Source organism: Micromonospora radicis (assembly GCF_003583405.1).
Lineage (GTDB): Bacteria > Actinomycetota > Actinomycetes > Mycobacteriales > Micromonosporaceae > Micromonospora > Micromonospora radicis.
Window position 1 is genome coordinate 14,154 of record NZ_QXEC01000036.1, and the last position, 24,953, is coordinate 39,106.

The window sequence follows — 24,953 nt, forward strand, 5'->3', positions numbered from 1 at the left end:
CTTGCGTACCGGCCGGCCTGGCGGGCCGACGCTGTGCTCTGTCCCCGGACTATCACCGTGCGCAGGCTCACTGGGCAACTGTCGCCGTTAACGCTGGTCAGGTTGCGCAAGAAGTAGGGTGTTAACCCATGAACACTGGTCAGGATGTACAGCTGGACGGCCTGGACGTCAGCCTGATCGAGCTGCTCGCCGAGGAGCCCCGGATCGGCGTACTGGAGTGCTCCCGGCGGCTCGGCGTGGCCCGGGGTACCGTCCAGGCCCGGCTCGACAAGCTGGTCGACCGGGGCGTGATCGGCGGGTTCGGGCCGGAGGTGTCACCCGCCGCGATCGGGTTCGCGGTGACCAGCTTCGTGACCCTGGAGATCAGCCAGCGGCACGGGCACGACCCGGTCGCCAGCCACCTGGCGGCGATCCCCGAGGTGCTGGAGGCGCACACCATCACCGGCTCCAGCGACCTGCTCTGCCGGATCGTGGCCCGCTCCAACACCGACCTGCAACGGGTGATCGACCAGATCGTGGCGTACGAGGGCATCCGGCGCGCCTCCACGATCATCGCCCTCGCCGAGCAGATCCCGTACCGCGTCCTCCCGCTCGTCCGCTCCGCCGGGCGGGAGGAAAGGGCATCCTCGGGTCAGTCGGCGGCGAGCGCGTCGCCGAGTGGGGTGCGCCGGTAGCGCACCGAACGGCCGGCGCGGACCCGGCTGACCAGGCCGGCCTCTCGCAGCACGGTGAGATGGTCACCGACCCCACCGAGGCTCAGCCCGAGCTGGGCGACGAGCTGACTCGTGGTGGCGGGCAGCGCGAGCGCCCGCAGCACCGCCGCCCGGGACCGCCCGACGAGCCGGTCCAGCGCGTCGTCGGGACGCCCGGGATCGGGCGGCCCGAGCAGCTCGGCCACCCCGGAAGCCCGGTAGACGATCGCGAACGGCCAGGGCGCCTCGACGTACGTGATCAGGGCACCGAAGACGGTGGGTACGAAGAGCAGTCCCTTGCCGGCCAGCGAGTGCGTCCGCGGATCACGGTCGGCGACCTCGATCACGCCCACCTCGCCGCCGGGAACCCAGCGCAGTCGTGGGTCCAGGTCCGCCACCGCGGCCCCCCACCCGTACGCGAGCAGGCGGCCGGCCCGGTGCACCAGGTCGCGTTCCAGGATCGCCCGTAGCCGTGGCCAGTCGGGCTGGACCAGCGCGATCCAGGCCGCCTCGATGGCCCCCGCGAGCCGGTCGACCACGTCGGGTGAGGCGTAGATCTCCCGGGCGTACGCCGGTGGGTCCACCCGGGGGCCGGTGAGGTTGCGGGCCAACTCGTCGCGGGCCTGGGCCAGCGGGGTGGCCCGGACCACGGCCAGTTCGCCGGCGAAGTCCCGGGCGGTGCCGTCCGGTGGCGGCTGGATGAAGTCGGCGTTGTAGCCGCCCCGGCGCAGCAGCGCCAGCAGCGCCCCGACGGCCGGCAGCTCGCGCCGCAGTCGCTCGTACGCGGGCCTGGTCCGGGTCACCCAGGGGGCCAGGCTGGCGTACGACCGCTGGCCGGCGTGCAGCCGCAGCGCGGACACCGCCTCGCCGAGCGGCGAGACGGCGTACCGGCTGGCCGCCACGTCGGCCGGGGTGACCTCGATCCGCATCGGTCGACCTTTCGTCTCTTGGCGAAAGGATAGAGCTGGGCAGGGTGCGTCACCATGCTGGCTGGCGTGAACGACACCACCATCACCGCCACGGCGGTGCGGGCCGACCGGCCGGCCACCTTCCGGGACGTCTTCGCCGTCACCGAGTTCCGGGTGCTCTTCGGCAGCTTCGGCATCTTCATGATCGGCGAGACGGTGAAGATGCTCGCCCTCTCCGTGCTGGTCTACGAGCGCACCGGGTCCGGACTGCTGGCCGCGCTGGCGTACGTGACCGGGTTCCTGCCGCACGCCCTGGGCGGCATCTTCCTGCTCGCCCTCGCCGACCGGTGGCCGGCCCGCACGCTGATCGTCGGGTACGACCTGCTCCGGCTGGCACTGGTCGCCGTGCTCGCCACCGGTGTGCTGGCGCCGTCGGTGATGCTCGGGCTGGTCGCGGTGGTGGCCCTGTTCGGTCCGGTGAGCAGCGCCTCCCGTGCCGCGTTGCTGCCGGAGATGCTGCACGGCGACGCGTACGTGCTGGGCCGGTCCCTGCTGACGGTGGCCGCCGGGGGCACCCAGGTCGCCGGCTTCGCGGTCGGTGGACTGCTGCTCGGCCTGGTCGGCCCGTACGGCGCACTCTGGTTGACCGCGTTGACCTGCGGTCTCTCCGCGCTGTTGGTCCGCCTCGGGCTCGGCCGCCGCCCGGCCCGCGCCCGAACCAGCCCGGCGCGCGCCCGAACCAGCCCGGCGCGGGCGGGAAGCAGCCCGGCGCGGGCGGGGACCGGCCCGGCGCCGCGCAACGCGGGCGGCGCGGTGCGCGAGACGCTGCGGGTCAACCGGGAACTGCTCGGTGATCGCCGGATCCGCGGACTGCTGCTCGCCCAGTGGCTGCCCGGCTCGCTGCTGGTCGGCGCCGAAGGGGTGGCCGTGCCGTACGCGGCCGACCTCGGGCCGGGTGCCAGCGCGGGCGTACTGCTGATGGCCGGTGCGGGTGGGATGCTGGTCGGCGACCTGGTGGTGGGCCGGTTCGTGGCGCCGGCCCGGCGGGAACGGTGGACGCCCTGGCTCGCGTTGCTGCTCGGCGTACCCATGCTGGTCTTCCTGACCCAGCCGGCGCTGGTGCCCGCCGCGGCCCTCTTCGCGGTGGCCACCGCGGGCTTCGCCTACCAGTTGGGGCTGGCCCGACGGTTCCTCGACGCGGTCCCCGAGCAGCGCCGAGGTCAGGCGTTCGGGCTGGTCAGCACGGGGATGATGGCGGCGCAGGGGCTGGCGGCGGCGGGCGCGGGCGGGCTGAGCGAGGTGCTCTCCCCGGGTGTGGTGATGGCGGTGGCCGGTGCCGCGTCGATCGCCGCGACGCTGGCCCTGTGGCCGGTCCTGAAGCCCGTCGCCCGCTGAGCCGGGAAGGGGGCCGGTCACGACCGGAGGCGGCAGTAAGGTGCCCTTCCTTTCCCGACACGCGGTGCGGTGCGAGCGGTGGGGGGTGTGGGTGGCTACCGTGTTCCGGTGGCGAAGGGGAGCGGCCTCGGCGTACGTGGCTGGCTGCTGCTCGGCCTGACCACGGTGGTGGCGCTCGCCGCGACCGGAGTCTGGAACCCGTTTCCGGGCATGTGGGACTGGGTCAACCGGCGATCGCCGATCTCCGAGCCGGACGTGCTCTGGCAGCAACGCATCGGCGGCACGCCGCGCAGCGTCACCATCGCCGCCGAGACCGTGGTGGTCGAACAGCGCACCCGGGTCGAGGCGCGCAGCCTGGCCACCGGCAGCCAGCTCTGGGAACGCAAGGCCGACTGGAGCGCGGTCGCCGGCGGCGGCGCCGAGGCCGTGGTCGTCGTCGGACGCCTACTGGTCAAGGGGTACGAGGTGCTCGACCCGACCACCGGCGTGACCCGGCGACGGTCCGACGACACCGTGGCCGTCTGGACCTACCGCAACCTGCTGCTCGACGCGCGCTGCACCGAGGCGACCGACTGCACGCTCAGCGCCTGGGAACCGCGCGGTACCACCCCGCTGTGGACCGCCTTCCTGCCCGGGGTGAGCACCGGCCTGCTCGCCGACAACCCGAACCTGCTGGACAGCCGCCGACTCACCAGCGCGCGGATCCACGCCGAGGTGGCCGGCCCGGAGGCGGTGCCGCCGCTGCTCGGCTTCCCGGTCGACGGTCGGGTGCACGTGGTGGACACCGCCACCGGCCGGGTGTTGCAGGACGTCGAGCCGGGTCGGGACGAACGGCTCGCGGTGATCGGCGGCCGGCTGCTGCGCATCGCCGCCCGCTCGCAGGACGGCAACTGCTACTTCACCATCTCCGGTCAGGACGCGGCCACCGGGCAGCAGACCTGGCAGCGTGCCGGGCTCAACCTGCGTACCGCCGACAGCGCCGGTTGCGTGCAGCGGGAGGATCCGTACGGCGCCCGCAACGTGCTCGTCGGGGTCGCCCCGGACGGCCGGGAGGCGGTGCTCGACGGGTACGACGGGCGGCTGCTGCTGAGCACCGAGGACGGCGAACGGGTGCTCGCCGTCGACGACCGGTACGCGGTGGTGCGGACCGCCGACCGGGGCGGTGTCGCCGGCCGGGAACTCGGCTCGGGTCAGGTCCGCTGGAACCGGCCGTCGGGCGAGAAGGCCGGTGCGGCGTTGACCCCGTACGCGGCGGTCGTCGCCGACGAGAAGCCCAACCGCCTGGTGGCGCTGGACCCGCGTACCGGCCGGGAGTTGGTGGCGCTGCGGACCTCCGCGAACGCGCTCGCGGTCGGCCCCGCCGGGATGGTCGTCGGGGAGGGCCGCGAGATCGGATACGTCCGGTTCGGGACGACCGGCGGCAGCACCGGGCCGGACCCCACCGGTGGCGTGCCGGGGCCCGCCGGCACCGGTGGGGTGCCCGCGCCGCAGGACGCCTGCGGTCCGAAGAACGAGCTGTGCGCCACCCCTGATTCCGGCAAGTGACCGCTCACCGGGACGGTGGAGCGCACCCCACCCGGCGGGTGGGACTGATCGAACCTTCTGCCTTAGGCTTTGCCGTCATGAGCGAGCGCCAGCGAGCGGATGATCAGCGCAGTGCGGTGGTGCCTCATGGCGGCACGGAGCGAAGCGGAGTGCCGTCATGAGCAGTGCCGCCGACTTCTCGTACGCCCCCCTGCTGCCGACCGGGCCCGATCAGACCGAGTACCGCCTGATCACCGACGAGGGTGTGGACGTCGTCCACGGTCCGGGTGGCCGCCGGTTCCTGACCGTGGATCCGGCCGCGTTGACCGCGTTGACCGCCGAGGCGATGCATGACATCGCGCACTTCCTGCGGCCCGCGCACCTGGCCCAGCTGCGGTCGATCATCGACGACCCGGCGGCCTCACCGAACGACCGGTTCGTCGCCCTCGACCTGCTGCGCAACGCCAACATCGCCGCCGGTGGCGTGCTGCCCATGTGTCAGGACACCGGCACCGCGATCGTGATGGGCAAGCGGGGCCGGCACGTGCTCACCGACGGCAGCGACGCCGAGGCGATCTCGCGGGGCGTCTGGCAGGCGTACACCCGGCTGAACCTGCGCTACTCCCAACTCGCCCCGCTGACCATGTGGGAGGAGCGCAACACCGGCAGCAACCTGCCCGCCCAGGTGGAGCTGTACGCGGAGGATCCGGACGGGCATCCGGACGCGTACAAGTTCCTGTTCATGGCCAAGGGCGGCGGCTCGGCCAACAAGTCGTACCTCTACCAGGAGACGAAGGCGCTGCTGAATCCCACCCGGATGATGCAGTTCCTGGAGGAGAAGCTGCGGCTGATCGGCACCTCGGCCTGCCCGCCGTACCACCTGGCCGTGGTGATCGGCGGCACCAGCGCCGAGTACGCCCTGAAGACCGCCAAGTACGCCTCCGCCAAGTACCTCGACGCGCTGCCCACCGCCGGTTCGATGACCGCGCACGGCTTCCGTGACCTGGAGCTGGAGGCCGAGGTGCTGGAGTTGACCCGCAACTTCGGCATCGGCGCGCAGTTCGGCGGGCGGTACTTCTGCCACGACGTGCGGGTGGTGCGGCTGCCCCGGCACGGCGCCTCCTGCCCGGTGGCGATCGCGGTGTCCTGCTCCGCGGACCGGCAGGCGGTTGCGAAGATCACCCCGTCGGGTGTGTGGCTGGAACGACTCGAAACCGACCCGGCCCGCTACCTGCCCGAGGTCACCGAGGCGCAGCTGGACGCCACCGAGGTGGTCCGCGTCGACCTCAACCGGCCGATGGACGAGATCCGCGCCGAACTCTCGAAGTACCCGGTCAAGACCCGGCTGTCGCTGAGCGGCCCGCTGGTGGTGGCCCGGGACATCGCGCACGCCAAGATCGCCGAGCGGCTGGACGCGGGCGAGTCGATGCCGCAGTACCTGCGCGACCACGCGGTCTACTACGCCGGGCCGGCGAAGACCCCCGAGGGCTACGCGTCCGGCTCGTTCGGCCCGACCACAGCCGGGCGGATGGACGCGTACGTGGAGAAGTTCCAGGCCGCCGGTGGCTCGATGGTGATGCTGGCCAAGGGCAACCGCTCGGCTCAGGTGACCCGCTCCTGCGACCAGCACGGCGGCTTCTACCTCGGCTCGATCGGCGGCCCGGCGGCCCGGCTCGCCCAGGACTGCATCAAGCACGTCGAGGTCCTGGAGTACGCGGAGCTGGGCATGGAGGCGGTCTGGAAGATCGAGGTGGAGGACTTCCCGGCCTTCATCGTGGTCGACGACAAGGGCAACGACTTCTTCGCCGAGGTCACCAAGCCGGTCCTCACCATCGGCCGCCGCTAGGCATCGGCTGCGACCGGCCGTAGGCCGCCGGTGACATCGGTGCGCCCGCTCCTGTCGAGCGGGCGCACCGCCCCCGTCGATCACGCAGAACGCGACCGGTGGAAGTCTGCGATCCCGCGCTGTCGATCCACTCTCAGATCGCTATCAGGCGGGTGGGGTCAACTGTGACCGTCGGACTACGCTGCTGGAAGTTGCCACCATTGCGGGGCGGGAGAGCGGATGCGGTTTCAGATCCTGGGGCCACTGCGCGTCGGTGGGGGCGAAGCCACCATCACCGCGGGTCGGGATCGGGCGGTGCTCGCCGTGCTGCTGCTGCGGGCGAACCGGATCGTGCCGGTGGACGAGCTGGTCGACGCGATCTGGGACGAGCGCCCGCCGGCCACCGCCCGCGCCCAGCTACAGACCTGCGTGTCGCGCCTGCGACACCGGTTCGCCGCCTTCGGCCTGGCGCCGGAGACCATCGTCACCGACCCCATCGGGTACGGCATCCGCACCGCCCCCGGTGAGCTGGACACCGAGGTGTTCGCCCGGTCCGTCGAGTCGGCCCGGGGCGCGGTCGCCTCCGGGCGGCTGGTCGAGGCGCGCCGGCAGTTCCGTACCGCGCTGGAACTCTGGCGCGGGCCGGCGCTCAGCGGCATCCCGAACCAGTCGGTACGGCGGCGGGCGCAGTCCCTCGACGAGCAGCACCTCGCGGTGCTGGAGGAGTGCGTGGACGTCGAGCTGCGGCTCGGCCACGCGGCGGCGCTCCTCGACGAACTGGCCGAGCAGTTGGAGCGACACCCGCTGCGGGAACGGTTACGCGGGCAGCTCATGTTGGCGCTCGCCGCGGTCGGCCGGCAGGCCGACGCCCTCGGTGTGTACCGGGAGGGACGGCGTCGGTACGCCGAGGAACTCGGCATCGAGCCGGGCGCGGCCCTACAGGAGCTGCACCAGCGGGTACTCGCCGGTGACCTCGCCGTCGCCGGATCCGAACGGCGCGCCACCGTGCCCGTCCGGTCGCTGCCCCGGACCATCAGCGACTTCACCGGCCGGTCGGAGACCGTCGCCCGGCTGGTGAAGGAGATCGAGGAGGGGGAGACCCGGATCCAGCTGATCGACGGGATGGCGGGCAGCGGGAAGACCACCCTGGCCGTGCACGTCGCCACCCGGATGGCCGATCAGTACCCGGACGCGCACCTCTTTATCGACCTGCACGGGCACAGCGAGCGGGCGCCGCTGAGCCCGGCCGCCGCGCTGGCCACCCTGCTGCGTCAGCTCGGGGTGGCGGCCGACCGGATCCCGGTCGACCTCGACGACCGGCTGGCCATCTGGCGCACCGAGTTGGCCGACCGGCGGGCCCTGGTACTGCTGGACAATGCGGCCACCGCCGCACAGGTGGCGCCGCTGCTGCCCAGCGGCGCCGGTTGCCTCACCCTGATCACCAGCCGGCGCCGGTTGGTCGGTCTCGACGAGGGGCGGCCGTCGTCGCTGCCGGTACTCGACCCCGACGAGGCGGTCGAGCTGCTCGGGCGGGTGGCCGGTGAGGAACGGGTGGCCGCCGAACCGGCGGCTGCCGCCGAGGTGGTCCGTCGCTGCGGGTACCTCCCCCTGGCGATCCGGCTGGCCGGCGGCCGGCTGGTGCACCGTCCCCGGTGGCGGATCGCCGACCTGGCCGACCGGCTCGGCGGGGCCCGCGACACCCTCGCCGAACTCGCTGCCGGCCAGCGCTCGGTCGGGGACGCCTTCGCCCTGTCGTACGCCCAGGTGTCCCCGGCGGCGCAGCGCACCTTCCGGCTGCTCGGGTTGCATCCCGGCGTACGGGTCGACAACGCCACCGCCGCCGCGGTCACCGGGCTACCGCTGGTCGAGGCACAGGACGTGTTGGACGAACTGGTCGACGCGCACCTGATGGACGAACCGGAGCCGGGCCGGTACCGCCTGCACGACCTGGTCCGCGAGTACGCGCGGACGCTGCTGTCCGAGCCGACCAACGCCGCGGAGCGGCAGCACGCGCTGGGCCGGCTGCTGGAGCACTACCTGTACGTGGCGGCGACGCTCGGCCGCGAGACCGAGTCGCCGGGCACCCGCCTCACCCTCAGCCTGCCCCCGGCCTCCCGGCCGGATCTGGTGGCGGAGTGTGTCGACCGGGGGCTGACCTGGTTCGACGAGAACCGTTCGGCGTTGGTGGCCATGCCCGCCCTGGCCGAGCAGGAGTTTCCCGAGCGCGCCTGGCAGCTGGCCCGGGCCAGCTGGCGGCTCTTCTTCAACGGCGGTCACCTGGACGAACTGGTCGAGATCCACCGGGTGGGGCTCCGCGCGGCCGAGTCGTTGGGCGACGAGCCGACCCAGGCGCTGATGCTCAACTACCTGGCCTCCGCGTACTTCCGGCGGGCCCGGTTCGCCGAGTCCATCGCGCTGTTGCAGCGCGCCGTCGAGCTGTGCCGCCGCAGTGGCCCGCCCAGTCTGCTGCGTCGCGTGTTGTGGAACATCGGCATCAGCAGCCACGGCAACGGTGACCACCGCCGGGGGGTCGAGTTCTTCCGTGAGGCGGCGGCGACCCCAGGTGGCGGCAACGAACTGGCCGAGCGCAGTGCGCTGCTCAACAACCTCAGCTACGTACTGTGCGTCTGGGGTCGCTACGACGGGGCATTGCAGGCGGCCCGGCAGCATCTGCTGCTCGCCCGGGAGGTCGGCGACCGTCGGCAGTTGGCCAACGCGGTGGGGCACATCGGCGTCATCCGGCACCGGATGGGCCACACCGGGCCGGCGGGCCGGCTGCTGCGGGCCGCGCTGGCCCTGCACGGGCGGGCCGGCAACCGGTACGACGAGGGCGAGATCCTCAACGAGCTGGGGGTGATGGAGCGTGAGGCGGGTCGGCCGGAGGAGGCGGCAGGCTTGCACCGCCGCGCGTTCGTCGCGATGAGCGAGGCCGGTGACCTGGTCGGCCAGTGCGGTTCGCGGAACCTGCTGGCCCGCGCCCTCCTCGACCAGGGGGACGTACGCAGCGCCCAGGATCTGTTCGGCCGGGTGCTGATCGACGCCATGCGGATCAACCACCGGTACGAGCAGGGCCGCGCCTTGGACGGTCTGGCCCGCTGCCTGGCCGCCACCGACCCGGCAGCGGCCAGGTCACACTGGGTCCGGGCGCTGTCGTTGCTCCGTCAGGTCGAGTCGCCCGACGCGGCCGAGGTCGAGCGGCTCCTGGCCGAGCTGGGCTGATCCGGCTGCCGCGATCATCTGCACGGGTCCGCCGGGCGCGGCAGGATGGTATGCGTGACGACTACGGAGACCACGGGCTACCGGATCGAACGCGACTCGATGGGCGAGGTGGAGGTGCCCGCCGAGGCACTGTGGCGGGCCCAGACCCAGCGGGCGGTGCAGAACTTCCCGATCTCGGGCCGGGGCATCGAGCCGGCCCAGATCCGCGCGCTGGCCCAGATCAAGGGGGCGGCGGCCGAGGTCAACGGCGACCTGGGCGTGATCGACCCGGACGTGGCAGCGGCGATCGCCGCCGCCGCGGCGCACGTGGCCGACGGCGGGTACGACGACCAGTTCCCGGTCGACGTCTTCCAGACCGGCTCCGGCACCTCCTCCAACATGAACACCAACGAGGTGATCGCCACCCTGGCCGGGCGGGAGCTGGGCCGGGACGTGCACCCCAACGACGACGTCAACGCCTCGCAGTCCAGTAACGACGTCTTCCCGTCCTCGATCCACCTGGCCGCGACCGAGGCGGTCGCCCGTGACCTGCTGCCGGCGTTGACCCAGCTGGCCGAGGTGTTGGAGGCGAAGGCCGAGGAGTTCGGCACCGTGGTCAAGGCGGGCCGTACGCACCTGATGGACGCCACGCCGGTGACCCTCGGGCAGGAGTTCGGCGGGTACGCCGCCCAGGTCCGGTACGGCATCGAGCGGTTGGCGGGGGTGCTGCCCCGGTTGGCGGAGCTGCCGCTGGGCGGTACGGCGGTGGGTACCGGCATCAACACGCCGCTCGGCTTCGCCGCCCGTGTGATCGACAAGCTGCGCGACTCCACCGGGCTGCCGGTGACCGAGGCGCGGAACCACTTCGAGGCGCAGGGCGCGCGGGACGCGCTGGTGGAGACCTCGGGTCAGCTGCGTACCGTCGCGGTCGGGCTTTACAAGATCGCCAATGACATCCGTTGGATGGGTTCCGGCCCTCGCGCCGGCCTGCGTGAGCTGCGCATCCCGGATCTCCAGCCGGGTTCCTCGATCATGCCCGGCAAGGTGAACCCGGTGGTCTGCGAGGCGGTCCGGCAGGTCTGCGCCCAGGTGGTCGGCAACGACGCGACGGTGGCGTTCGCCGGCTCGCAGGGCGACTTCGAGCTGAACGTGATGCTGCCGGTGATGGGCCGCAACCTGCTGGAATCGATCCGGCTGGTCGCCGCGTCCAGCCGCCTGCTCGCCGACCGCTGCGTGGTCGGCCTGGTCGCGGACGCCGAGGTCTGCCTGTCGTACGCCGAGGGTTCGCCGTCGATCGTCACCCCGCTGAACCGCTACCTCGGGTACGACGAGGCGGCCTCGATCGCCAAGGAGGCGCTGGCCAAGCAGATCTCCATCAAGGAGGTGGTGATCGCCCGCGGGCACGTCGACGCCGGCAAGCTCAGCGAGACGCAGCTGGAGGAGGCGCTCGACCTGCTCCGGATGACCCACCCCTGATGTGCGCCGGCGGGTGTGCTGGTTCACGGGTCGGGGTGTGTCACGCCGTCGATCTGGTCACGGCCGGGTGACCGCGCGGCACCCAGGCGAGGAAGCGGGCGAAGAGCGTGGCCGGGTCCGGCCGGTCGGCCGGGTTCAGGCGGCACAGGTCGGCGGTGGCGTCGTGCAGCACCGTACACAGGTAGACGCTGAGCGCGACCCGGTCGTGCGCGTACTCGGCGACGAGGGCGAGCCGCGCGGTGGCGCACGGCCACGGCGCGGCACAGACCCGGCACAGCCACAGTGGACGCCCGGCGCGGAGATCATCGATCGGTTGGCGCGGGAACGACTCGTCTGGCTCTGCACCCTGCGCCCGGACGGCTCGCCGCACCTGACGCCGGTCTGGTACCTCTACCTCGACGGCGAGTGGTGGATCGGCACCGGCGAGCGCAACCGTAAGGTCCGCAACGTCGCCGCCGACCCGCGGGTGTCGCTCGCCCTGCCCGACGGGGACGCGCCCGTCGTCGCCGAGGGTGCCGCGCGCATCGTCCGCCAGCCGTTCCCGCCGCAGGTCGTCGCGGGACTCCGCAACCGGTACGACGGATGGGACGTCACGATGGACGGCCCCGACGGCCCGTACGTCCTGCTCCGGATCGCGGTCTCCCGATGGCTGATGGTGGGCCGCGCCCACTGATCGGCGCGCTGGCTTGCGTGCTGCGGCGGTCCGAGGCGAGCACGGGTGGGTAGATTTGTTGTCGCTGGGACGACAACAAACCTACCCACCTCGACGTGTCGCCGGTGGCGTCCGACCTCAACGGCTCGAGCGCGGCGCTGACTGCCGCCGGGAGAAGGTCCGCACTCGGGCCGCGCGGGTGGCGACTCCGCGAGTGCGCCCGGGTGTGCGATGTGTAACTGGTCCGCGCGGGTGTGCGATGTTGCAACCGGGCCGTGGGTGGCGACTCCGCGAGTGCGCCCGGGTGTGCGATGTTGCAGTGGGGCCGGGCGGGTGGCGACCTCACGGTTGGGTTGCGCGGGCGGCGACGCCACCGCCGAACCGTGCGGGCGGGGACCGGTATTCGCGCGGCGCGAGCGAGGATCCCCGTGGCTGGGCCGCGCATGCGAGGACCTCGCAGCCGAGTTTCACGGGCGACGCGGGGTCAGGTGCGGGCGGCGGCCTTGCGGGCACGGTAGGCGCTGACCGCGGCCCGGTTGCCGCAGCCGGCCTCGCAGAACCGGCGGGACCGGTTCTTGGAGAGGTCGACCAGCACGTTGTCGCAGTCGGGGTGCTCACAGGTGCGCAGCCGGCGCAGTTCGCCGCCGCGGATCAGGTCGGCGATCGCCATCGCCGCCTCCACCGCGATTCTGGTGGCCAGCGGGGCGTCCCGGGGAACGGCGTGCAGGTGGTACGGCTGGTCGTCGTGCGTGATCAGCTGGGGTAGGGCGCGATGTTCGCGGAGCAGCCCGTTGACGATCGAGACGATCTCGTCCACGTCGGCGTGCCAGATCCGGCGTAGCCGGGGGCGCAGTGCGCGTACCGCCCGCAGTTCGGTTTCGGTGTGTTCGTGCCGACCGCTGTAGGCGTGGGCGGTGAAGAAGGCGTCCAGGGCGGCGACGTCGGGTAGGTCTTCGCCGTCCTGGCCATCGGTGTTGACCAGCGCGGCGGTGGCGATCAGCGAACACTCGGTGTCATGGGCGAAAAGCAACTTGACTCCTGTCGTGGCCCCGCTCTAGCGTCATCGGTGTAACCCTAGTTTGCCCATGGCGGTCCGCCGTGCCAAGGAGAGTTCATGCGCCAATCGTCCGCTGCCGGCGCCGGCTTCGCGCTGGCCCTGCTCTCCGCGGTCACCTTCGCCACCTCGGGTACGTTCGCCCGCTCGCTCATCAACGACGGGTGGTCGGCGGAGGCGGTCGTCATCGCCCGGGTCGGCATCGCGGCCCTCGTGCTGGCGGTACCCGCGCTGCTCGTCCTGCGGGGGCGGTGGCCGGTGCTGCGCCGCAACCTCACCGCGATCGGTGTCTTCGGGCTGCTCGGGGTGGCGCTCGCCCAGGTCTGCTTCTTCAACGCGGTGCGCTACCTGCCGGTCGGCGTCGCCCTGCTGCTGGAGTACCTCGGCATCATCCTCGTCGTCGGCTGGACCTGGCTGGTGCAGGGGCAACGCCCGCGCCGGCTGACCGTGGCCGGCTCGGTGGCGGCGCTGGCCGGGCTGGTGTTCGTGCTCGACCTGGCCGGTGCCGGCCGGCTCGACCCGGTCGGCGTGCTCTGGGGGCTGGGCGCGGCGGTCGGCCTGGCCGGCTACTACGTCCTCGCCGGCCGGATCGACGCCGCCCTGCCGTCGGTCGTCATGGCCAGCGGCGGGATGGCCGTCGGAGCCGGTGCGCTGCTGCTGCTCGGCCTGCTCGGCGCGCTGCCGTTGCAGGCGACCTTCGGCGCGGTGCAGTTCGCCGGGCAGCAGACCAGCTGGCTGGTGCCGATCGTCGGGCTCGCGCTGGTGGCGGCGGTGGTCGCCTACCTGGCCGGGATCGCCGCGGCCCGGGTGCTCGGTGCGCGGTTGGCCTCCTTCGTCGGGCTGACCGAGGTGATGTTCGCGGTGCTGATCGCCTGGTTGCTGCTGGGCGAACTGCCGACGGTCGTGCAACTGTCCGGTGGTGCCCTGATCGTGGCCGGGGTGGCGCTGGTCCGCCTCGACGAGTTGCGCGTACCGGTCGAGCCCGTCGAGCCGAAGGCCGCGGAGCCGGCGCTGACCTGACCTGCATCCACCGTCGGTGCCGTCGCGCGGGTGTCGGAGCCGGCCCTGACCTGACACCCTGGACGGCATGCTCAGCACGGTGGTCTTCGATGCCGACGAGACCCTGCTCGACCTGCGTCCGGCCGTCACCGGCGGGCTGCTGGCCGTACTCGACGAGATGCGGCGCCGCAGTCCGGCGGCGGCCGGCGTGTCGCTCGCGGAGCTGGAGTCGGACTGGGATGCCGTCTTCGGTGAGCTTGCCGCGCAGCCGGTGCTGGAGATCCGGCGGGCGGCGCTCGCCCGCTCGCTGGCTCGGGCCGGGCTCGACGCTCACCTGGACGAGTTGGCGGAGGTCTTCTTCGCCCGGCGGTTCGCGTTGACCCGCCCGTTCCCCGATGTGCTGCCCACCCTGGCCGTGCTGCGGCAGCGGTGGACGGTGGGCTTCGCCACCAACGGCAACAGCCGCGCGCAACGCTGCGGGCTCGCCGGCCAGTTCGCCTTCGAGGTGTACGCACACCAGAACGGCCTGCCCAAGAAACCGGCCCCGCAGTTCTACGCCACGGTGTGCGCGGCGGCCGGGGTGCCACCGGAGCAGGTGGTGCACGTCGGTGACAACCCGTTGCACGACGTGGCCGGCGCCCAACGGGCCGGAATGCGTACGGTCTGGCTGAACCGGCGTGGCCAGACCCTGCCCCCGGGCGTCCTGCCGGACGCCACAGTCGCCACGCTGACCGAACTGCCCGCCGTCCTCACGAACAGTTTCGCCGCAACGCCGGTCACCTGAGGTCTCGATACCGCCGTTGCGGCGGCATGGTGAGGGTCATCGGCGCAGTCCCGCAGCGGCGTGGTGAGGGCCATCGGCGCAGCCTGGTGGCGGCGTGGTGAGGGTCATCAGCGCAGCCCCGCAGCGGCCAGGGTGGTGCGGATCTCCCGCAGCAGGCCGGGGAACTCGCGGTGCAGCCGCCGGCCGGTCACGTGCAGCACCCGCCAGCCGGCCCCGACGAGCTGGTTGAGTCGCTGCCGGTCGAGGTGCAGCCGCTCGGGGTCACTGTGCCGGTGCCCGTCGTACTCGACGGCCACCCGGTACTGCGGCCAGGACAGGTCCGGGTGCACCACCCGCCCGTTGGCCAGCCGCACCGGATGCTGCGTGACCGGCCGGGGTAGCCCGGCCAGAACCAACCGGACCCGTAGCTGCGATTCGGGCGGCGACTGCGCTCCCGCGTCCGCCAGACCGAACACCCATCCGGCCCGGCGGCCACCCGGCCGGCGCGCGTTCGCCCCGGCCACGGCGTCGAGCCCGGCACAGTCGACCAGTTGCTGCCGGAGCATCGCGTCGATGATCCCGACCGCGAGTACCGGTTCCAGCCACACCGCGCACTCCCACGCGGCGGAGATCGGATCCGAGCGGAGCAGGGCCGAACCGCCCGCGGGGTGTGGGCTGTGGGGCGGCGCGGGGTCTGCGCCGAGGTGCGGGGGGTGGCGTGGACCGAGGGTGTGTACCCGGATGCCGCGTTGCGAGCCGAGCCCGAGTCGGATCGGGGCGAGGACGTGCACGTCGTCGTCGAACGTCGCGGCGTGCTCGACGCCGTGCAGGTACGCCGCGGACGGCCCGGCGATCAGCACACCGGGTGGCAGTCGCAGGCCGGCCGCCCGGCAGCGCAGCTCGTGATCGCGATCGAGGCGGGCGTCGGCGTACACGTCGTGCATCAGCCGGATCCAGGACGCACCGCGGAGCTGGTGCCGGGTCAGCAGACGGTCGCGGATCGCCGCGGACCCGCGGAACACCTGCCAGGCGAGGGCGGCAGGCCGGTACGGCGTAGGGGGCATGCTCCCACCGTGCGACCCGGCCCCGTCCCGGCGGTACCCCTGTGGACAACCCGCCCAATCATGATCCACATCCCCTGTGGACAACCCGGTTCCGGCAGCCCGACTGTGGTAGTGGTCGGCCCATGACCGGCCCCGGCCCATGACCGGCCCCGGCCCATGACCGGCCGCGCCCCGGGGGTCCGGGCCGGGATCGGCGGTGCGGGTCAGCGCAGTGCGGCGGCCACGGCGGTGGCGGCGGCCAGCACCTGCGCGCCGACCGCGTCGGTGTCCAGCGGGGCCAGGGCGACCACCCCGACGCTGGCCTCCAGGCCCGGCACCCCGAGCACCGGGGCCGCCACGCCGTACGCGCCGGGTTGCAACTCGCCGACGGTGCTCACCGGGCCGGCGGCGCCGGTGCGACCGGCGAGGATGGCCTGCCCGGCCGCGCCGCGTTCCAGCGGGTGTCGGGCCCCGGTCCGGTACGCCACGTGGAACGACGTCCAGCTCGGCTCGACCACCGCCAGCGCGACCCCTTCCCCGCCCTCCACCACGGTCAGGTGGGCGGTCGCCCCGGCCTGCTCGGCGAGACGCCGCAGCGCGGGCAGCGCACCCTCGGCGAGCAGCGGCTGAGCCCGGCGGGCCAGTTGCAGCACCCCGGCGCCGAGGCGCAACCGGCCGTCGGTGTCGCGGCGCAGCATCCCGTGCCCGGCCAGCGGGGTGACCAGCCGGTAGACCGCAGCCCGCCCGATGCCCAGCCGGTTGGCCGCCTCGGTGACGGTCAGCCCGCCGGGCGCGTCCGCGACCAGGTGCAGCAGCCGCAGGCCCCGATCCAACGTCTGCGACGTCTCGCCGGCCGGCCGGACAGGCGGCGGTGGGTCGATGCCGGGGGTCGCGGGGGAAGTCACGATCAGCAGCGTACGACCCGGCTCCGGCGGACCGGGAAAACGACGGACGGCTACCCTTGTACGGTGACGCTTCGCCTGTACGACACCGCCACCCGATCGGTGCGGGACTTCGTCCCGCGGGAAGCCGGCAAGGTGGGGGTCTACCTGTGTGGGCTCACCCTTCAGGCACCGCCGCACATCGGCCATCTCCGTTCCGGAGTCAACTACGACGTGCTGCGTCGCTGGCTGCTGGCCGCCGGCAACGAGGTCACCTTCATCCGCAACCTGACCGACATCGACGACAAGATCCTGGTCAGGGCGCAGGAGCAGGAACGGCCGTTCTGGTCGATCGCGTACGCGAACGAGCTGAAGCTCGCCGAGGCGTACCGGGCGTTGAACGTGCTGCCGCCGACCTACGAACCGCGCGCCACCGGACACATCCCCGAGATGCACCAACTGATCGCCCAGTTGATCGAGCGGGGGCACGCCTACCCGGCCACCGACGGCTCCGGTGACGTCTACTTCGACGTCCGGTCCTGGCCGGCGTACGGCGCGTTGTCCAACCAGTCGCCGGACGACATGCAGTCCGCCGACTGCGCGCCGGAGCGCGGCAAGCGCGACCCGCGCGACTTCGCGCTCTGGAAGGGCGCCAAACCGGACGAGCCGGCCGATGCCTACTGGCCGTCGCCGTGGGGGCGGGGCCGGCCCGGCTGGCACATCGAGTGCTCGGCGATGTGCTGGCGTTACCTGGGTGCCGAGTTCGACATCCACGGCGGTGGGCTGGATCTGATCTTCCCGCACCACGAGAACGAACTGGCCCAGTCCCAGGCCGCCGACCTGCCCTTCGCCCGGTACTGGGTGCACCACGGCCTGCTCGGCATCGGCGGCACCAAGATGGGCAAGTCGCTAGGCAACACGCTCGACCTGGCGTACGTCGCCGGGCTCGGGGTGCGCCCGGTGGAACTGCGCTACTACTACGTCGCCGCGCACTACCGCTCCCGGATCGACTACTCCGAGGAGGCGTTGCGGGAGGCGGCCGTCGCGTACCGGCGGATCGAGGGTTTCGTGCAGCGGGCCGTCGAGCGGATCGGTGCCGGGCAACCCGGCGAGTTGCCGGCCGCGTTCGCCGCGGCGATGGACGACGACCTGAACACCTCGGCCGCGCTGGCCGTGCTGCACGACGTACTGCGCGACGGCAACAACGCGTTGGCCGGCGGCGACGATGTGACCGTACGCACGACGCTGGCCGGCATCCGGGCGATGCTGGATATCCTCGGCGTCGACCCCCTCGACCCGGCGTGGACCGGTGGCGCTCGGGCGAGTGACCTCCGCGACGTGGTGGACTCCCTGGTCGCCCTGGCCCTGGAACAGCGTGCGCAGGCCCGGGTCCGCAAGGACTGGGCCGCTGCCGACGCGCTACGCGACCAGCTCAAGCGGGCCGGCGTGGTGGTCGAGGACACCCCACAAGGCCCGCGTTGGACTATTGGAGAGCATGACTGATGGCCGGCAACTCGCAACGTCGTGGCCGTCGGGTGGCGTCGAAGGCAAGCGCCCCGAAGGGATCCGGCGGCAAGAACCGGGACTCCCTCGCCGGGCGCGGACGGACCCTACCCGCCGACGAACGGCCCTGGCACAAGGGCTACTCCGGCACGGAGAAGCTGCCCCAGCGCACCGCCTGGAAGCAGGAGAAGGAGCGCCGGGCGGCGACCGAGGAGGGGCGCACCCCGAAGATCGGCAAGCCCGGCACCAAGGACACCACCTGGGGTCGGGGCGGCGGTCGGGGTACCACCGCCGCCAAGCCCGCCCGGGGCAAGCAGCCCGCCGGGCGGGGCGGCCCGCGGGTCGCTCCGGGCCGTAAGTCCAACCCCGCGAAGGACGCCCCGGAGCTGCTGGTCGGCCGCAACCCGGTGCTGGAGGCGCTGCGCGCCCAGGTGCCGTCCACCGCGCTGTACACGGCCCAGGGCATCGACATCGACGACCGGGTGAACGAGATCGTCCGTACCGCGGCCGACCGGGGGATCGCCATCCTCGAGGTCAGTCGCGCCGAACTGGACCGGATGACCGGGGGCGTGCTGCACCAGGGCGTCGGCCTGCAGGTGCCGCCGTTCGCGTACGAGCCGTTCGAGGACCTGGTCGCCGCCGCGCTGGAGCAGCCGGCGCCGCTGCTGGTGGCGCTGGACGGCGTCACCGACCCACGTAACCTCGGCGCGGTGATCCGGTCGGCCGCCGCGTTCGGCGCGCAGGGTGTCTTCGTACCGGAACGGCGGGCCGCCGGGATCACCGCGACCGCCTGGCGGACCAGCGCCGGTGCGGCGGCCCGGGTGCCGGTCGCCCAGGTCACCAACCTGACCCGGTCGTTGAAGGCGTGCCAGGACGCCGGGTTCCTGGTGGTCGGCCTGGACGCCGACGGCGAGACCGACCTGTACGACCTGGAGGCCGCGGTCGGCCCGCTGGTCGTGGTGGTCGGCTCGGAGGGGCGGGGGCTGTCCCGACTGGTCGGGCAGACCTGCGACCTGACCGTCAGCATCCCGATGATCTCCGAGGTGGAGTCGCTCAACGCGAGCGTCGCCGCCGCGGTCACCCTCGCCGAGGTGGCCCGCCGCCGCGCCGTCGAGGGCTGAGCCGACGGCCACCCGACGGCCACCCGACGGCCACCCGCCGGCCGGCCCGGCCGGTGTGCCCGGCACACACGCGAGAGGGGCGGCCCGCCAGCCGGCGGGCCGCCCCTCTGCGGTTGCTACGTCAGTTCCGCTCGCCGACGGCTCAGATCCGCTTGCCGGTGGCGGCGTGGAAGACGTGGCTGCGGCCGGTACGCGGCTTCACGAAGATCGTGTCGCCCATGTTCGGGCTGTGCTGCCGGTCGGTACGCACCACGAAGCGCTCGGAGGCACCGTCCAGGGCGGCGTGCCCGTAGACGTTGGCGTCCGAACCGAGGTCCTCGACCAGCTCGACGACGACCGGCATGCCGCCCTCGGTCGGGCTGACGATGTCGCAGTCCTCCGGGCGGAAGCCCACGGTGACCTTGCCGTCGCCACCCTCGGCGCGGGCCGCCTCGGCCTGTTCCCGGGTCAGCGGGACGAGCAGCTCGGCGAAGGCCGCGCCCTGCTCGGTGAGCGGGACGGTCTTGATGTTCATCGCGGGCGAGCCCATGAAGCCGGCGACGAAGACGTTGGCCGGGGTGTCGTAGAGCGCCCGCGGGGTGTCCACCTGCTGGAGCACACCGTCGAGCATGACCGCCACCCGGTGACCCATGGTCATGGCCTCGACCTGGTCGTGGGTCACGTAGACGGTGGTGACGCCCAGCTTGGCCTGCAGCGAGGCGATCTGGGTACGGGTCTGCACCCGGAGCTTGGCGTCGAGGTTCGACAGCGGCTCGTCCATCAGGAAGACCTGGGGCTCCCGGACGATGGCCCGGCCCATCGCGACCCGCTGGCGCTGACCGCCGGAGAGCGCCTTGGGCTTGCGGCTGAGGAACTCCTCCAGCTGGAGCAGCGCCGCCGCCTCCTTGACCCGCCGGTCGATCTCCGACTTGGAGGTCTTGCGGAGCTTGAGGGCGAACGCCATGTTCTCGTACACCGACATGTGCGGGTAGAGCGCGTAGTTCTGGAAGACCATCGCGATGTCGCGGGCCTTCGGCGGCAGGTGGGTGACGTCCCGGTCGTCGATGTAGATCGCGCCGTCGTCGACGTCCTCCAGCCCGGCGAGCATGCGCAGGCTGGTGGACTTGCCGCAACCGGAGGGGCCGACCAGGACGAGGAACTCGCCGTCGCCGATCTGGAGGTCGAGCTGGTTGACCGCGGGGCGTTCGGTGCCCGGGTAGATCCGGGACGCCTTCGCGTAGGTGACCGTAGCCATGAGGGGACGCTTCCTTTCACCGGCAGGAACGTGCCGGACGATCCGAGTGAAGGAGCCAGCAGGCCCGGATGCCCGGGCCGGCGTCACAGCCGTCAAGGGACGAGCCCATGTCGGCTGTGTCACTGCACGGTAAACGGCTTTTGCCATGCTGCCAAGGTTCGGAACTGTGGATGGGACCGGCGGCATACGCATTCCGGTCACTCGGGCACGGTCGGACACGAATCGACGTCCGCCCGTCGGGATGTTGACGTTTCCCGTGCTCGGGAGCCCTGCCGAGCGGGAAAACCGGACGTCGGTCGCTATGCTGGCCACGGCACACTGCCCCTGTAGCTCAGCTGGCCAGAGCACCCGCCTTGTAAGCGGGATGTCGCCGGTTCGATCCCGGCCGGGGGCTCCATGCGTCTCACGCGCGGCACACCGGGCTGACACCTCGGTGTGGCCGGGTGTTCAGGTGGGCTCGATACGCTCCGCCTCCACCCGTCGACACGACCAGGGACGCCCGCCGCCGTGCACCACGCCAACCACTACTACGGGCACTCCCACCTGCTGGCCCGGTACTGCGGCCTGGACCAGGCCGAACCGCTGCGGATCCGGGGCTACCTCCAGCACGGCTGGAACATCGGCGACGGGATGGCTCCCGACCACGACTTCGTGCCCGGGGTGCCACTCTTCCTCTGGTCCGAGCGGACCCGTCGCCGGGCCTGGTCGTTCGGGCGCCGGCAGACGTACGTGGTAGGGGCACCCTGGGCGTACCTGCTGGCGATGCAGCCCGACGGCGGCCAGCCGCGCGAAGGGACCATCTGGTACCCGTTCCACGGCTGGGAGGGCCAGCGGGTGACCGGCGACCACGGCCGGCTGGTCGACGAGATCCGCGCCGTCGAGGCCGGCCCGGTCACGGTCTGCCTCTACTGGCAGGAGTACCGGTCGACGCGGGTCCGGCGCCACTACGAGCGGGCCGGCTTCCGGGTGGTCTGCCACGGCTACCGGGGCGGCCGGTGGGGTGACCTCGATCCACGGTTCCTGCACCGGCAGCTGGCCGAGTTGCGCCGGCATCACCGGGTCGCCTCGAACCGGCTGTGCAGCGCGGTCTTCTACGGCATCCTGGCCGGCTGCGCGCCGGCCGTGTACGGCGATCCGATGCAACTCTCCGGCGAGCAGCCGATCTGGGGCGGTCAACCTCGGATCCGCGCGCAGTGGGCGCCGCTGCACGGCCCGCAGGTCGACCCGGTCGCCGCGTACGAACTGGCCGTGGCCGAGTTGGGTGCCGACCGCCTGCTGCCCCCCGCCGAGCTGCGCCAACTGTTCCGCTGGCCCGAACCGGCCGGGCGGCCGGCATGAGCGTGCAGCTGCTCGGCGGCGAGATGCGCGGCTGGTCGGATCTCGACGGTCGGCACGGCCCCGGCCCGGTACGCGGACCGGTCGTCACGGCCCTGCTGGCTGCCGTACCCGACCGCCCGGACCTCCCGGGCGGCGGTCGGACGCTCGTGATCGGGCCGCACGCCCCGGACCTGGTCGACGTGCTGCACCCGGCCGAGGTGACCGTGCTGGTACGCGGGCTGCCCGACGCCGAGGCGCTGGCCGCGCGGTACGCCGACCGGTCCGGTGTCCGGGTGTGCTGCGGCAGCCCGGAGCAGCTCGCCGGCCTGCCGGCGTACGACACCGTGGTGGCCCTGGACGGGCCGACCCGGCTCAGTTCGGTCGAGGGCCGGGAGCTGACCTGGGGCGAGACGGTCGACCTGCTGGTGTCGGTGCTGCGGCCGGGCGGTCGGCTGCTGCTCGGCGTCGAGAACCTCCTCGGCACGCACCGGCTGCTGGCGCTGCCGCCGGAACACACCGACTCCGACTGGGCGACCCTCGGCGAGTACGACGACACCCGCCCGGCGGGCCTGGACCGGTTGCGGCAGCGGCTGATCCGGGCCGGGCTGCGGCTCGTCGGCACCTGGGCCGCCTTCCCGACACCGCTGGCCCCCGTCGCGTTGTTCAGCCCGGAACTGCTGGCCGACCCCACGATCGTCGGCTTCCTCCAGGCCACGGCGGCCGGCCAGCCGGTCGCGGACGTGCCCGCCGGCACCGAGGACCGGGAACCGGCAGTGCCCACGGTGCCTCCGTCGATCGACCCGGGTCGACTGGTCGGAGCCGACCAGCGGGGGCCGGTGCCCACGGTGCAGGTGTTGGCCGACCCGGGTCGGCTGATCGGGGCGGCCATCCGGAACGGGGCGGCGACAGCATTGGCGGCGGGCTGGGTGCTGCTGGCCGAGCGGGTCGAACCCGTCCACCCGCCCGACCCCGACCGGTCCGTGTCCGACCGGTCCGTGTCCGACCGGTCCGGGTCCGACCGGTCCGGGTCCGACCGGTCCGGGTCCGACCGGTCCGTGTCCGACCGGTCCGTGTCCGACCGGTCCGGGTCCGGCCGGTCCGGGTCCGACCGGTCCGGGTCCGACCGGTCCGGCGTCGGCCGGTCCGGCGTCGGCCGGTCCGGCCGTGGCGGGTTCGAGGTGGGCCGGCTGCATGGTGTGCCGATCCGTGGCGACCTGCCGGCGGGTGTGCTCCGGCACGCGGGCCAGGTCCGGCAGGTCCACCGCGATCCGGGTGGCGGGTGGCGCCTCGCCGACGGGGAGGCGGTTCCGCCGGGGCGTACCGTCGAGGATCTAGTGGTGGCCGGGACGCTACGCCGCGACCTGCCCGCGGTGCGCGCGTGGCTCACCTCGTGGCAGGCCGGCGCGTGCGCGGGCGTGCCGGCGGACCAGGTGGTGGTCACTCCCGCCGGTACCTGGCACGCACTGGCGGTGGCGGCCGACCCGATGCAGGCGCTACGGCGGCTGGCGACCCGGCTCGCCGAGGCCGGGCTCGCCGAACTCTGGCCGACCGGCACGCTGACCGACACCCTCTTCACGATGTCCGGGCGGATGCCAAACGGCGACGGGGGGCGCGCCGACACGCGGCGGGTGCCAAACGGCGGCGGGGGGCGCGCCGACACGGGGTGGGTGTCGGACGGCGACGGGGGTCGCGCCGGTGCCGGGCGGGCGCGCACGACCCCCGATGAGTACGCCCGCGGTGACGGCGTACGCGGCTGGCGGGAGCTGCTGGTGGACCGGGACCGGCTGGCCCGCGAGGTGGCCGAGGCCCGCGCGCGTCAGGAATGGTACGAGCGGACGTTGACCGAGCGCGAGGACGAGCTGCGGCGGCTGCGGCGGATCGTGTCGCTGCTCAGCGGCACCCCGACTGCCCGCGCCGGTCGTCTCCTGCTCGCCAGTGCCCGCAGCGCCCGGGCCGCACTGCGCCACCTCCGTACTCCCGACTGACCAACGGCTCGGCGGGCCGCGGCGGCCCGCCGCGCACCATGGTCACGCTCGATCCTGGATCGAGTGGCTTCGGAGTCACGGCGAGACCACTCGATCCAGGATCGAGCGCGATCTTCGGGGGTGTCCAAGGCACTAGCAGCTAGCCGGGCTTCGGGGTGACCGAGGCGTAGTGGGTTTCCAGGCGGCGGGTCTGTTGGCGCAGGTCGAAGTCCGTCTCGACCCGGCGGCGGGCCTGCGCGCCCAGGCGTTCGCGCAGCGGTGCGTCGGTGAGCAGCCGGCGGAGGTTGGCGGCCAGCCCGGCCCGGTCGCCCTCGGCGCCGAGCAGGCCGTTCGCCTCGTGGATGATCGCCTCGGGGATGCCGCTGTGGTACGTCGAGACGACCGGTACGCCGACACTCCCCGCCTCCAGGATCGTCGTCGGCAGTCCCTCGGTGTCGCCGTCGGAGGCAGTACGCGAGGGTGCCGCGAGGATCCGCGACTCGGCTACGTGCCGGATCACCTCGGCCGGTGGCAGCGCGCCGAGGAAGGTGGCGTCCAGGCCCAGCCGCTCGGCGCGGGCGCGTACCGGCTCGTGCAGCGGTCCGGTGCCGACGAACAGCATCCGGGGGCGAAGGTCGGCCAGCGAACCGGCCGCCTCGACGAGGTCGTCCACCCCCTTCTTCTCGACGAACCGGCCGACGAAGACCACGTCCCAGTGCTTCGGCCGGTGCACCAACTCGGGCGGTACGGGTATCCCGGTGTGGTGCACGTGGACCTTCGCCGGGTCGGCGCCCAACTCCACCGCCCGATCGCGGATCGCACCGGAGACGGCGAGGATGAGGGCCGCCCGGTCGAACGCGGTACGCAGGTTCCGCCGGTGCCGGGCGCCGCGCAGGCCAGGCTCGGCAGGCTGCTGCGTGACGTCGCGGCCGTGCAGGGTGACGACCAGCGGGATGCCGAGCTGCGTGACGGTCCGGCTGACCAGCCAGCCGTCGCCGCCGAAGTGGGCGTGCACCACGTCGGGCCGGAGCCGGGCCAGCAGGCGGCGCAGCCGGGGTGAACCGCCGGTCGCCCGCAGCCGCAGCCAGTCGCGCCGGCCACGCGGCGTGTCCGGACACACCACCACGTCGGTGTCCCGGCTCAGCGGGGAGGTGATCCGGACGGCACCGAGGTAGACCGGGCGCCACTGGGTCAGTGCATCGCCCTGGTGGCGGACGAACGTCTCCGAGCCGGGCAGCAGGCAGCTCCGCCAGATCACCGCGACCCTATCGCCGGACATCGGCTCCGATCTCCGTCGGTACGTCCACCGGCTCGGCCGTCGACCAGCCACCCACGCCCGGTCGGTCGTCGGCCACGGAGCCGGACCGACCCAGGTCGGCGCGGCGATCACCCATGGGTCCGCCG

Annotated in this window: 20 protein-coding genes and 1 tRNA gene; 14 read left to right on the forward strand and 7 right to left on the reverse strand. The window is 73.1% G+C overall.

The annotated features are described in order from the left end of the window. Nucleotides 1–128: 128 nt before the first annotated feature. Entirely contained in the window at nucleotides 129–674 is a 546-nt protein-coding gene (locus D2L64_RS24870; RefSeq protein WP_119579628.1) for an Lrp/AsnC family transcriptional regulator, read from the forward strand. Here D2L64_RS24870 and D2L64_RS24875 read toward each other — a convergent pair. Beyond that, nucleotides 632–1,621: an ArsR/SmtB family transcription factor gene (locus D2L64_RS24875; protein WP_119579629.1), complete on the reverse strand. Its 990-nt coding sequence runs from the start codon at nucleotides 1,619–1,621 to the stop codon at nucleotides 632–634. The genes D2L64_RS24870 and D2L64_RS24875 overlap by 43 nt on opposite strands. 66 nt (nucleotides 1,622–1,687) lie before the next feature. Between D2L64_RS24875 and D2L64_RS24880 the strand changes: the two genes are divergently transcribed. The 5 genes from D2L64_RS24880 (at nucleotide 1,688) to D2L64_RS24900 (ending at nucleotide 11,018) form a co-directional block, all read left to right on the forward strand. Next, nucleotides 1,688–2,995 carry an MFS transporter gene (locus tag D2L64_RS24880; RefSeq protein ID WP_233559135.1) on the forward strand — a complete coding sequence of 436 codons (1,308 nt, stop codon included), beginning with the start codon at nucleotides 1,688–1,690 and terminating at the stop codon, nucleotides 2,993–2,995. Between the two features lie 108 nt (nucleotides 2,996–3,103). After that, nucleotides 3,104–4,540 (forward strand): outer membrane protein assembly factor BamB family protein, encoded by a 1,437-nt coding sequence (locus D2L64_RS24885; RefSeq protein ID WP_119579643.1) that lies wholly within the window; start codon nucleotides 3,104–3,106, stop codon nucleotides 4,538–4,540. Between the two features lie 157 nt (nucleotides 4,541–4,697). Beyond that, complete coding sequence (locus D2L64_RS24890; protein ID WP_119579631.1) at nucleotides 4,698–6,365, forward strand: fumarate hydratase; 1,668 nt, start codon at nucleotides 4,698–4,700, stop codon at nucleotides 6,363–6,365. Between the two features lie 219 nt (nucleotides 6,366–6,584). Continuing rightward, nucleotides 6,585–9,563 carry an AfsR/SARP family transcriptional regulator gene (locus D2L64_RS24895; protein ID WP_119579632.1) on the forward strand — a complete coding sequence of 993 codons (2,979 nt, stop codon included), beginning with the start codon at nucleotides 6,585–6,587 and terminating at the stop codon, nucleotides 9,561–9,563. A 54-nt stretch (nucleotides 9,564–9,617) separates the two neighbouring features. Then, nucleotides 9,618–11,018 (forward strand): class II fumarate hydratase, encoded by a 1,401-nt coding sequence (locus tag D2L64_RS24900; protein ID WP_119579633.1) that lies wholly within the window; start codon nucleotides 9,618–9,620, stop codon nucleotides 11,016–11,018. 40 nt (nucleotides 11,019–11,058) lie between these two features. Here D2L64_RS24900 and D2L64_RS24905 read toward each other — a convergent pair whose 3' ends face one another. Then, entirely contained in the window at nucleotides 11,059–11,328 is a 270-nt protein-coding gene (locus D2L64_RS24905) for a hypothetical protein (RefSeq protein ID WP_119579645.1), read from the reverse strand. Between D2L64_RS24905 and D2L64_RS24910 the strand changes: the two genes are divergently transcribed. Next, nucleotides 11,224–11,691 (forward strand): pyridoxamine 5'-phosphate oxidase family protein, encoded by a 468-nt coding sequence (locus tag D2L64_RS24910; protein WP_233559136.1) that lies wholly within the window; start codon nucleotides 11,224–11,226, stop codon nucleotides 11,689–11,691. The two genes, D2L64_RS24905 and D2L64_RS24910, sit on opposite strands and share 105 nt — an antisense overlap. A gap of 463 nt (nucleotides 11,692–12,154) precedes the next feature. Here the strand turns inward: D2L64_RS24910 and D2L64_RS24915 are convergent, their stop codons facing one another. Then, nucleotides 12,155–12,700: a CGNR zinc finger domain-containing protein gene (locus D2L64_RS24915; RefSeq protein ID WP_119579634.1), complete on the reverse strand. Its 546-nt coding sequence runs from the start codon at nucleotides 12,698–12,700 to the stop codon at nucleotides 12,155–12,157. An 84-nt stretch (nucleotides 12,701–12,784) separates the two neighbouring features. Here D2L64_RS24915 and D2L64_RS24920 point away from each other — a divergent pair, with 84 nt between their 5' ends. Together D2L64_RS24920 and D2L64_RS24925 are read left to right on the forward strand one after the other, a co-directional pair. Continuing rightward, nucleotides 12,785–13,744: an EamA family transporter gene (locus D2L64_RS24920; protein WP_119579635.1), complete on the forward strand. Its 960-nt coding sequence runs from the start codon at nucleotides 12,785–12,787 to the stop codon at nucleotides 13,742–13,744. A 67-nt stretch (nucleotides 13,745–13,811) separates the two neighbouring features. Further along, nucleotides 13,812–14,507 (forward strand): HAD family hydrolase, encoded by a 696-nt coding sequence (locus tag D2L64_RS24925; protein WP_119579636.1) that lies wholly within the window; start codon nucleotides 13,812–13,814, stop codon nucleotides 14,505–14,507. Nucleotides 14,508–14,614: 107 nt separating this feature from the next. Here the strand turns inward: D2L64_RS24925 and D2L64_RS24930 are convergent, their stop codons facing one another. Together D2L64_RS24930 and D2L64_RS24935 are read right to left on the reverse strand one after the other, a co-directional pair. Further along, the gene (locus D2L64_RS24930) at nucleotides 14,615–15,550 is read right to left on the reverse strand and encodes an endonuclease domain-containing protein (RefSeq protein WP_119579637.1); all 936 of its coding nucleotides are present in this window, start codon (nucleotides 15,548–15,550) and stop codon (nucleotides 14,615–14,617) included. Between the two features lie 203 nt (nucleotides 15,551–15,753). After that, on the reverse strand, nucleotides 15,754–16,434 hold the full coding sequence (locus tag D2L64_RS24935; RefSeq protein WP_233559137.1) for an IclR family transcriptional regulator: 681 nt from the start codon (nucleotides 16,432–16,434) through the stop codon (nucleotides 15,754–15,756). 63 nt (nucleotides 16,435–16,497) lie between these two features. On the opposite strand from D2L64_RS24935, the gene cysS reads away from it, so the two are divergent. Together cysS and rlmB are read left to right on the forward strand one after the other, a co-directional pair. Next, the gene (gene cysS, locus D2L64_RS24940; RefSeq protein WP_119579638.1) at nucleotides 16,498–17,913 is read left to right on the forward strand and encodes a cysteine--tRNA ligase; all 1,416 of its coding nucleotides are present in this window, start codon (nucleotides 16,498–16,500) and stop codon (nucleotides 17,911–17,913) included. Then, nucleotides 17,913–19,034: a 23S rRNA (guanosine(2251)-2'-O)-methyltransferase RlmB gene (rlmB, locus tag D2L64_RS24945; protein ID WP_119579639.1), complete on the forward strand. Its 1,122-nt coding sequence runs from the start codon at nucleotides 17,913–17,915 to the stop codon at nucleotides 19,032–19,034. Before cysS ends, rlmB begins: the two co-directional genes overlap by 1 nt. A 142-nt stretch (nucleotides 19,035–19,176) precedes the next feature. On the opposite strand, the gene D2L64_RS24950 is transcribed toward rlmB, so the two are convergent. Beyond that, entirely contained in the window at nucleotides 19,177–20,268 is a 1,092-nt protein-coding gene (locus tag D2L64_RS24950; protein ID WP_119579640.1) for an ABC transporter ATP-binding protein, read from the reverse strand. 320 nt (nucleotides 20,269–20,588) lie between these two features. Between D2L64_RS24950 and D2L64_RS24955 the strand changes: the two genes are divergently transcribed. The 3 genes from D2L64_RS24955 to D2L64_RS27685 all read left to right on the forward strand — a co-directional run bounded on the left by D2L64_RS24955 (nucleotide 20,589) and on the right by D2L64_RS27685 (nucleotide 23,570). Next, nucleotides 20,589–20,665, forward strand: a tRNA-Thr gene (locus D2L64_RS24955). Nucleotides 20,666–20,775: 110 nt separating this feature from the next. Then, a complete protein-coding gene (locus D2L64_RS24960) occupies nucleotides 20,776–21,606 on the forward strand; it encodes a hypothetical protein (RefSeq protein ID WP_119579641.1) in 831 nt (276 codons plus the stop codon). Next, nucleotides 21,603–23,570: a hypothetical protein gene (locus tag D2L64_RS27685; RefSeq protein WP_199714757.1), complete on the forward strand. Its 1,968-nt coding sequence runs from the start codon at nucleotides 21,603–21,605 to the stop codon at nucleotides 23,568–23,570. The genes D2L64_RS24960 and D2L64_RS27685 overlap by 4 nt, the downstream gene beginning before the upstream one ends. 139 nt (nucleotides 23,571–23,709) lie before the next feature. Here the strand turns inward: D2L64_RS27685 and D2L64_RS24970 are convergent, their stop codons facing one another. Continuing rightward, a complete protein-coding gene (locus D2L64_RS24970) occupies nucleotides 23,710–24,828 on the reverse strand; it encodes a glycosyltransferase (protein ID WP_119579642.1) in 1,119 nt (372 codons plus the stop codon). Between the last annotated feature and the right edge of the window lie 125 nt (nucleotides 24,829–24,953).

What these genes read in the sequence shown, in the direction of transcription:
- D2L64_RS24870 (WP_119579628.1), top strand. Translation starts at nt 129, where the DNA reads ATGAACACTGGTCAGGATGTACAGCTGGACGGCCTGGACGTCAGCCTG.
- D2L64_RS24920 (WP_119579635.1), top strand. Translation starts at nt 12,785, where the DNA reads ATGCGCCAATCGTCCGCTGCCGGCGCCGGCTTCGCGCTGGCCCTGCTC.
- D2L64_RS24970 (WP_119579642.1), bottom strand. Translation starts at nt 24,828, where the DNA reads ATGTCCGGCGATAGGGTCGCGGTGATCTGGCGGAGCTGCCTGCTGCCC.
- D2L64_RS24930 (WP_119579637.1), bottom strand. Translation starts at nt 15,550, where the DNA reads ATGCCCCCTACGCCGTACCGGCCTGCCGCCCTCGCCTGGCAGGTGTTC.
- rlmB (WP_119579639.1), top strand. Translation starts at nt 17,913, where the DNA reads ATGGCCGGCAACTCGCAACGTCGTGGCCGTCGGGTGGCGTCGAAGGCA.
- D2L64_RS24950 (WP_119579640.1), bottom strand. Translation starts at nt 20,268, where the DNA reads ATGGCTACGGTCACCTACGCGAAGGCGTCCCGGATCTACCCGGGCACC.
- D2L64_RS24895 (WP_119579632.1), top strand. Translation starts at nt 6,585, where the DNA reads ATGCGGTTTCAGATCCTGGGGCCACTGCGCGTCGGTGGGGGCGAAGCC.
- D2L64_RS24890 (WP_119579631.1), top strand. Translation starts at nt 4,698, where the DNA reads ATGAGCAGTGCCGCCGACTTCTCGTACGCCCCCCTGCTGCCGACCGGG.
- D2L64_RS24875 (WP_119579629.1), bottom strand. Translation starts at nt 1,621, where the DNA reads ATGCGGATCGAGGTCACCCCGGCCGACGTGGCGGCCAGCCGGTACGCC.
- D2L64_RS27685 (WP_199714757.1), top strand. Translation starts at nt 21,603, where the DNA reads ATGAGCGTGCAGCTGCTCGGCGGCGAGATGCGCGGCTGGTCGGATCTC.
- D2L64_RS24925 (WP_119579636.1), top strand. Translation starts at nt 13,812, where the DNA reads ATGCTCAGCACGGTGGTCTTCGATGCCGACGAGACCCTGCTCGACCTG.